At 65.2% G+C, this 8,388-nt stretch carries 5 protein-coding genes and 1 riboswitch; of the genes, 4 read left to right on the top strand and 1 reads right to left on the bottom strand.

The window, feature by feature from the left end:
* Nucleotides 1-94: 94 nt before the first annotated feature.
* Nucleotides 95-1,672, bottom strand: a complete 1,578-nt coding sequence (locus tag ACFX4F_RS10745; protein ID WP_380655012.1) for a BCCT family transporter — start codon at nt 1,670-1,672, stop codon at nt 95-97.
* Between the two features lie 266 nt (nt 1,673-1,938).
* Nucleotides 1,939-2,040: riboswitch (TPP riboswitch) on the top strand.
* Between the two features lie 93 nt (nt 2,041-2,133).
* Between ACFX4F_RS10745 and thiC the strand changes: the two genes are divergently transcribed.
* The 4 genes from thiC to ACFX4F_RS10725 all read left to right on the top strand — a co-directional run bounded on the left by thiC (nt 2,134) and on the right by ACFX4F_RS10725 (nt 8,349).
* Nucleotides 2,134-3,978, top strand: a complete 1,845-nt coding sequence (gene thiC / locus ACFX4F_RS10740) for a phosphomethylpyrimidine synthase ThiC (protein WP_380655009.1) — start codon at nt 2,134-2,136, stop codon at nt 3,976-3,978.
* A gap of 100 nt (nt 3,979-4,078) precedes the next feature.
* A complete protein-coding gene (locus ACFX4F_RS10735; protein ID WP_099821631.1) occupies nt 4,079-4,750 on the top strand; it encodes an ion channel in 672 nt (223 codons plus the stop codon).
* Nucleotides 4,751-5,009: 259 nt separating this feature from the next.
* Nucleotides 5,010-7,334: a winged helix-turn-helix domain-containing protein gene (locus ACFX4F_RS10730; protein ID WP_380655005.1), complete on the top strand. Its 2,325-nt coding sequence runs from the start codon at nt 5,010-5,012 to the stop codon at nt 7,332-7,334.
* Nucleotides 7,335-7,449: 115 nt separating this feature from the next.
* Entirely contained in the window at nt 7,450-8,349 is a 900-nt protein-coding gene (locus ACFX4F_RS10725) for a helix-turn-helix transcriptional regulator (protein WP_380655002.1), read from the top strand.
* Nucleotides 8,350-8,388 lie beyond the last annotated feature (39 nt).

Genomic DNA, 8,388 nt, shown 5'->3' with positions numbered 1-8,388 from the left:
CCTCGCCCAGCCAGCAGTAACCCAGAGCCGCTTTTGAATTTGAACTTGGCTCTTGCTTGAAAAAAGCAGTGCAGCCGCAGGCTGCAAAACACCCTCAATCCGAATCCTGCGCGCACACCGCCTCCGCCTGGGTCTCTTCCTGCGCCGCCATCTCACGCGCGATCCACGCATCGATCATGCGTCGCTGGCGTTGCGCCTGCCGCCGCTCGCGCGTGTACTCTTGGTCCAGCACCCGGTACAGCGACACCATCACCAGCACCATCAACAGCGCGAACGGCAACGCGGCGATCGTGATCATGCCCTGCAGCGCCTCCAGACCACCGGCCAGCAGCAACGCGCCCGCGATCAGTGCGATGCCCACGCCCCACGCAATCTTGTGCCTGCGCGATGGCTCGCCCGCATCGTCGGTGGACATCGTGGCCAGTACCAGCACCGCCGAATCGGCCGAGGTCACGAAGAAGATCATCAACAGCACCAAGGCGATGCTCGACAGCAGCAACGGCAGTGGCAGGCTGTCGAACAGGGTGAACAGCACTGTTTCATAGCCGTTGCCCAGCGCCTGCACCAGGTCGGCGTGGCCGAAGATCTGCGACCAGATCGCGGTGCCACCGAAGACCGAGAACCAGAAGAAACCGAGCAGGGTGGGCGCAAGCACCACGCCCACCACGAACTCGCGGACACTGCGGCCGCGCGAGATGCGCGCGATGAAGGAACCGACGAACGGCGCCCACGAAATCCACCATGCCCAATAGAAGATCGTCCAGTCCGCCACCCAGGTGCTGGACGAGAACGGCGACATGCGCAGGCTCATGGTCACCAACTGGTTGAGGTAGGAACCCAGCGTGGTGGTGAATGTGTTGAAGATGGCGCCAGTCGGGCCGAGCACCAGCACCAAGGCCAGCAGCAATGCCGCCAGCGCCAGATTGACGTTGGACAGCCACTTCATGCCACGCCCCACGCCGCTCAGCGAGGAGGCCATGTACAGCACGAACGCGACCGCAATGATGGTCAGCTGCAGCGGTATGCCTGCGTGCAGCCCGAACACCCGTTCCACGCCGGCGGCGATCTGCACCGTGCCGAAACCCAGTGCCGTGGCCACGCCCACTGCGGTGGCGACCACGGCGGAGATGTTGACCACCTTGCCTATCCAGCCGCGATGGTGTCGGCCGATGATCGGCTGCAGCATGTCGCTGATCTGGCCACCACCGTTGCGGTTGAACTGGAACCAGGCCATCGCCAGGCCGATCAGCGCATAGATGGCCCACGGGTGCAGGCCCCAGTGGAAGAACACGTAGCGCATGGCGGCGCGTGCGGCGTCCATGCTCTGCGGTTCAATGCCTTCCGGTGGCTTGGTGAAGTGCGAAATCGGCTCGGCCGCTCCCCAGAACACCAGGCCGATGCCCATGCCGGCAGCGAACAGCATCGACATCCAGCTGGCGCGCGAGAACTCGGGCTCGGCGTCTTCGCCACCGATGCGCAGGTTGCCGAAGCGGCCGAACGCCAGGTACATCAGGAACACCAGTGCCAGGAATACCACCAGCAGGTACAGCCAGCCGACGCTGCGGATGACATCGCCCAGCGCCGCCTGCACGACGGTATTGAAGGGGCCGGGCGCGAGGCCGGCCAGCAGCACCAGGGCAAACACCAGTGCGATGGAAATGCGAAACACCATGAAGGAGCTTCTCCGATCAAGGGATTGAGGGGAGCGAGCGAAAGCTTGCAGGGAGTGGTCCAGCGACAGCGTGCGCACACCGGACAGGCGCCGCGATGGCGGCAGGGAATGCACCGCTTGCGACGGTGCGGTGCGCGTGCACGTTACTGAATGCGACGTCACGGTTCTGTTAACGAATGGCGATTGGGGTCAGATCCGTTTTCCGCAGGAAACGGATCTGACCCCGGAGGCAACCCCGGAGGCAGGCGGTCTATGCTCTAATGCGCACCAAGAAGCGGGGGTACCGCGGCCTTGTGGCCACGGTTGAGATAGTCCCTTGGAACCTGATCCGGCTCATACCGGCGTAGGGAAGCTTTGCAATGCAGCCGTGCCCCGACCCCGCCCAAGGACCGCCTTGGTGCTGTCCGGGCGCGGGCGCAGTGCGCCGCCGCTTCGTCCCTGACCTTCCTGGACGATGCCCGATGAACGCACAGCTCTCTGCCCTGCAGCAACAGGCCCAGCAACTCTCCGAATCCGTGACCCGGCCCATACCCGGCTCGCGCAAGATCCACGTGCCCGGCTCGCGCCCGGACCTGCAGGTGCCGATGCGCGAGATCGCGCTGACCCGCACGCCCACCGTGTTCGGTGGCGAAGAGAACGCACCGGTCACCGTCTACGACACCTCCGGCCCGTACACCGATCCGCAGGTCCCTATCGATCTTTCCGCAGGCCTGCCCGCATTGCGTCGTGCGTGGGTGGAGGAGCGCAACGACACCGAACAGCTTGATGGCCTCAGCTCCTCGTTCGGCCGCGCGCGTGAGCACGATCCCAGGCTGGATCCGGTGCGTTTCCCCGCGCGCAGCCTGCCGCGCCGCGCGCAGGCCGGTGCGAACGTCACCCAGATGCACTACGCGCGCCGCGGCATCATCACCCCGGAAATGGAATTCGTCGCCATCCGCGAGAACCAGCGGCTGGAGGCGATCCGTGATGCCGCGCTGCTGCAGCAGCATCCCGGTGAATCCTTCGGTGCATCGATCCAGCACATCATCACCCCGGAATTCGTGCGCGATGAAATCGCCCGCGGCCGTGCGGTGCTGCCCAACAACATCAATCACCCTGAAAGCGAGCCGATGATCATCGGCCGCAACTTCCTCACCAAGATCAACGCCAACATCGGCAACAGCGCGGTGTCCTCGGGTATTGCCGAGGAAGTGGAAAAGCTGGTGTGGGCGATCCGCTGGGGCGGTGACACGGTGATGGACCTGTCCACCGGCAAGCACATCCACGAAACGCGCGAGTGGATCATCCGCAACTCGCCGGTGGCGATCGGTACGGTGCCGATCTACCAGGCGCTGGAGAAGGTCGACGGCCGCGCCGAAGCGCTGACCTGGGAGATCTTCCGCGACACCCTTATCGAGCAGGCAGAGCAGGGCGTGGACTACTTCACCATCCATGCGGGCGTGCTGCTGCGCTACGTGCCACTCACCGCCAAGCGCGTTACCGGCATCGTCAGCCGCGGCGGTTCGATCATGGCCAAGTGGTGCCTGGCCCACCACAAGGAAAACTTCCTTTACACGCATTTCGAAGACATCTGCGAAATCATGAAGGCCTACGACGTGACCTTCTCGCTGGGCGATGGCCTGCGCCCGGGCTGCATTGCCGATGCCAACGATGCGGCGCAGTTCGGCGAGCTGGAAACGCTGGGTGAGTTGACGAAGATCGCCTGGAAGCACGACGTGCAGACCATGATCGAAGGCCCCGGCCATGTGCCGATGCAGCTGATCAAGGAGAACATGGGCAAGCAGCTGCGCGAGTGCGGCGAGGCACCGTTCTACACGCTCGGCCCGCTGACCACCGACATCGCGCCGGGCTATGACCACATCACCAGTGCCATCGGCGCGGCCATGATCGGTTGGTTCGGTACCGCCATGCTCTGCTATGTCACGCCGAAGGAGCATCTGGGCCTGCCCAACCGCCAGGACGTCCGCGACGGCATCATGGCCTATCGCATCGCCGCGCACGCGGCCGATCTCGCCAAGGGCCACCCCGGTGCGCAGGTGCGCGACAACGCATTGAGCAAGGCGCGATTCGAGTTCCGCTGGGACGACCAGTTCCACCTCGGCCTGGATCCGGAGAAGGCCAAGGAATTCCACGACGAGACGCTGCCCAAGGACGCGCACAAGCTGGCCCATTTCTGTTCGATGTGCGGCCCGCACTTCTGCTCGATGAAGATCACCCAGGACGTGCGCGAATACGCCGAGAAGGGCATGCAGGAGAAGTCCGAGCAGTTCCGTGCAGCCGGCGCCGAGGTGTACCAGCAGGGCTGATCGCAGAGGGCGGCGCCGGGCCACGCCCGGCGTCATTCCATCACCCATCTCACCGACATGCCGCTATCCTCGGCCCATCGTTCCCTGGGGATAAGGAACCATGCCCATTGCCGTGACCACCCGCTGGCTGGCCATCGCCCGCCGTCATCCCTCTGCCTGGCTGCTCGGGGCTCAGCTGCTGTCGGTACTGCTGTACCCGGCGCTGGACGAAACCGCTGCCGGGCGCGCGGCAGTAGGCGTGTTCGGCATGGCCGTGCTCGGCCTGGCCCTGTGGGTGGTGCAGCGCAGCCCGCTGGGCACCTGGCTGGCGTTGGTGCTGGCCATTCCGGCGGTGGTGTTTTCCCTCTCTGCGGCACTGCTCGACCGGCCGGCACTGGGCATCACCGCACAGCTGCTGGAAAGCCTGCTGTATTTCTACACCGCGGGTGCGCTGATTGCCTACATGCTGCAGGACCACAAGGTGACCCGCGACGAACTGTTCGCCGCCGGCGCCACGTTCACGTTGTTGGCATGGGCATTCGCTTTTACCTTTGCGGTATGTCAGCAGTGGTATCCGGGCAGTTTCCAGGGCGCCAGTGGTGGGCCGCAGCGCACGTGGATGGAGCTGCTTTATCTGAGCTTCAGCTTATTGTCAGGCGTTGGGCTGAGTGATGTCGTGCCACTGCATCCGCAGGCCCGCGCGCTGGTCATGCTGGAGCAGTTTTCCGGCGTCATGTATGTCGCGCTGGTGGTTTCGCGGCTGGTCGGCCTGACCATGCTGAAACGCTTCTGAAAATGAACGCCAGATAAAAATATCGCGCCCGAAAGGGCGCGAATGATGATGCTTATTATGTGAATGCGTCGGCGAGAGAGAGCCTGATGTCGACCACGCGATAGGCGAGGTAACTCGCATAGGCTAATATCCGGAGGCTTCGTTTTTTTTGCGGTATGCGCCGATGCTTTGTGCGGAATCTGGCTTCTTGCTGTGCCAAGGATGGGAAGGGATCGATGGTGAACAGTGTTTGCGGCCTGTTTCAACCCCATAGCAACGAATGATCAACAGCGAAATCCAGTCGCCTGAATCCGACCGCGTCCGCGTCGGCGAGTGCATCGTTACTTTGTCCTCGCGTGAGGTCGAAGTCGCCGGTGCCCGCCGTACACGACGTTTGACGCCCAAGTCGCTGGGCGTGCTGCGCATGTTGATGCGGCAGCCCGGGCGGGTGGTGACCCGTGACGAACTGTTCGCCGAAGTGTGGCCGGACACGCTGCCGACCAACGACGTGCTGACCCAGGCGGTTACCCAACTGCGCAAGGCGTTCAGCGTCGACGACGACAATGGCCAGGCGTACATCGAGACCATCGCCAAGACCGGCTACCGCTTGCTGGTACCGGTGCAGCCGCTGGCGGACCACGAGACCGATGCGATCGCTGCGGCAGAGGAGTCGGCGGCATCGCAGCCGACTGCACCGGATGCCGTCGCCCCCGCCGGCGCGGCCGTGGTTGAACGTGGCAGCCGTCGCTGGCGACGCCTGCGCCGTCGCCTGCTGCTGGCGCTGGGCGTGGTGATGCTGCTTGCGCTGGTGGTGTTGAGCGTACTGCTGCTGCGCCGCCCGGCGCCGGTGAATTCTCCGGTGGACGCCGCCGTGGAGAACGGCACGCGGGTGATCGGAAGCCCTGAACGGCCATATCGGTTGATCACCGCGACAGCCGGTTTTGAGACCTATCCCACACTTTCGCCTGACGGATCGCAGGTTGCCTACGAAGGCGCCAACGACGACGGCAAGGGTGGCAACGCCATCAAGGTGCAGACCTCCGGCAATGCGCCCGCACGTCAGCTGCTTTCGCCGCCGGCAGGTGCCAGCGACCGCTTCCCGAACTGGTCGCCGGATGGCCGCGAAATCGCCTTCGCCCGCTTTGGCGCCGATGACAGCTGCCAGGTGCTGATCGCCAGCGCCACCGGCGGCGCCGTGCGCCAGGCCACACGCTGCGACGGCACCGAACTGCTCAGTTTCGACTGGACGCCCGATGGCCGCGGCCTGGTCTTCGGCAGCATGGTCGGTCGCTATGCCCATCGCGGTATCCGCGTGCTCGATCTGGCCAGTGGCCAATGGCGGGCGCTGGACTACGCGGTCGACGAGGATGATTTCGACTACGCCCCGCGCTATTCGCCGGATGGCAAATGGCTGGTGTTTGTCCGCAACCCTCAGCTGGGCGACCTGTGGCGGATGCCTGCCAGCGGCGGCACACCGGAGGAGTTGACGACCGAATCGGCCGAGCTGCGCGGTTGGGCATGGCTGGGCGACGGTCGACATATCGTGTTCGGTCGTCGCGTGGACAGCGAGGCACGCCTGTACTACCTCGACGTCGAGCGCCGCACGCTGCGCGACGCCGGGCTCGACGATGCGCAGTGGCCGGCCGTCTCGCGGCGCGGCGACATGCTGGCATTCGTGCATCGGCGCGCGCAGTTCGGTGTGTTCAGGATGCCCGCGCAGGGCGGTGCCGGCGAGCGTCTGTTCGCCTCCAGCGGCCGCGACGGGCAACCGATGGTGGCGCCGGATGGACGGCAACTGGTGTTCAGTTCCGATCGTTCCGGCAGCTTTGCGCTGTGGTGGGCCGACATGCAGCGGCCGGAGTCGTTGCGGCCGATCGAAGGGCTGAAGCCGGAAGCGCGGCAGGCACCGGACTGGTCGGCCGACAGCCGGCATCTGCTGGTGGTGGGCCGCGATGAGCATGGCGAAGCGGTTGTCTACGAGATCGCCCCGCGCGACGAACAGCTGCATCGCCTTCCGGTGCCCGCCGAGCAACCGTTGCAGGCGTTGTACGGCGCAGACGCGGAGCAGCTGCTGGTGGTTGAACGGGATGCCGACCAGCACACCCGGTTGAGCCTGTTCGACCGCAGTGCGCAGCCATGGCGGCGGTTGGCCAGTCTGGAAGGCGTGTCGCAGGCGCGTTTCGACCGCAGTACCGGGCGGGTGCTGTTCACCCGGCTGGCAGCCGGCGGGCTGTGGTCGGTGGACGCGGCGTTGACCCCGGCCAGCGTGCAGCAGGTCAGCGAGGACCGGCCGAGCCGCTGGCGCTACCGGACCTGGACCGTGGCCGGCAACGGCAGCATCGACTACCTCGGCAGCAGTGCCGACTGCGGCACCACGCTGGTCCGTATCCAGTCCGGCCGCGAAGAAGCGGAGCGCTGCCTGGACGCGCAGCGCCTGAGCGCGGGCAATGGACTCAGCGCCAGCGCCGACGGAAGCAGCCTGTACCTGGCCCTGGCGATCAGCGATGGAGCCGACATCGGTGTGATGCGCCTGCCCGAGCAACCACCCGCGCTGTTCCCGGCGTTCTCCAAGCTGTTGATCTTGAACGAGAAAGGGCCTTCGTAATTTCTTCGTGACGATCTCGCCGCGATTTCGTGGCGATCTCGGCCGTCTTTCCTGACGCGCTGCCACCTGATTTGGCAAAACGGAGGCCTGTACTTGGCAAATCCGTGGTGCCCTCATGCGTCAACTCTCGCTGGCTGATCGTGGCCAAACCGTATCCCTGGACAAGGCGATCGACGATATCGCGCCGACCTGCATGGGCGTTGCCCGCCTCGGCAGCCTGCAGGCCGCCGGCACCAGTTTCAGCGTGTGGATGCAGGTGCGCGGCACCTCATGGGTGGAAGCCAAGGAAGGACGGTTCCGGCTCCGGCAGGGCGAGTGGATCGCGTTCGAGAAGGAGTCCAGGCCGCTGGTCCAGGCCGGACGCAACGGCTTGTGCGTCGGTATGAACCTGAATGTCGAAGCGCTGCGCGTGCTGACCGAGATGGCCGACTGCGGCCTGTATGCCGGCCGCGGTCTGATGAACCGTGCCGATGCACGCGTGGCATTGCGCCTGTGGCGTGACGCCCTCGCCAGCGGGCAGCCGGCGCAGGCGCTGCGTCCGTTGCTGTTGCATCTGGCCGGTCTGCAGCGCAGCCTGGCCGACAACGTACAGCGTTGCCCGGGCCGCTCGCGCAGCCGCAAGCGCCAGGTGTTCGGTCGCATGCAGCGCGCGCGCCTGTACCTGGAAGGCAACAGCCACCGTGTGGTGCGCATCGGCGAACTGGCCGAGCTGACCAACTTCTCCAGCTGGTATCTCTCCAAGACGTTCCAGAGCCTGTACGAGGAAAGCCCGCAGTCGCTTTCGGCACGGTTGCGCCTTGAGCGCGCGGCTGATCTGCTGCGCGACACCGACATGATGGTCGGCGAAGTCGCTGCCGCCAGCGGTTTCGACAACTGCTGCAGCTTCGCGCGCGCCTTCCGCGCCCGCTATGGGCAGTCCGCTTCGCGCTTCCGCGAGAACGACGGGCAGCTTCCGCCACACTCCGCAAAGTCTCCGGTTGTGTCGCGCAAATACAGCGCTGCAACGCAATCGTAACGTGCTACGGCGTTTTAACACGCTACTAACACGTACCTT

The sequence above is a fragment of the Stenotrophomonas sp. YIM B13575 genome, assembly GCF_042787595.1.
Classification (GTDB): domain Bacteria; phylum Pseudomonadota; class Gammaproteobacteria; order Xanthomonadales; family Xanthomonadaceae; genus Stenotrophomonas; species Stenotrophomonas lactitubi_B.
This window is presented reverse-complemented; position numbering and strand designations above follow the sequence as displayed.

Bases quoted from the DNA above. Each gene is read 5' to 3' on its own strand.
- thiC (WP_380655009.1), top strand. From the start codon at position 2,134: ATGAACGCACAGCTCTCTGCCCTGCAGCAACAGGCCCAGCAACTCTCC.
- ACFX4F_RS10745 (WP_380655012.1), bottom strand. From the start codon at position 1,672: ATGGTGTTTCGCATTTCCATCGCACTGGTGTTTGCCCTGGTGCTGCTG.
- ACFX4F_RS10725 (WP_380655002.1), top strand. From the start codon at position 7,450: ATGCGTCAACTCTCGCTGGCTGATCGTGGCCAAACCGTATCCCTGGAC.
- ACFX4F_RS10735 (WP_099821631.1), top strand. From the start codon at position 4,079: ATGCCCATTGCCGTGACCACCCGCTGGCTGGCCATCGCCCGCCGTCAT.
- ACFX4F_RS10730 (WP_380655005.1), top strand. From the start codon at position 5,010: ATGATCAACAGCGAAATCCAGTCGCCTGAATCCGACCGCGTCCGCGTC.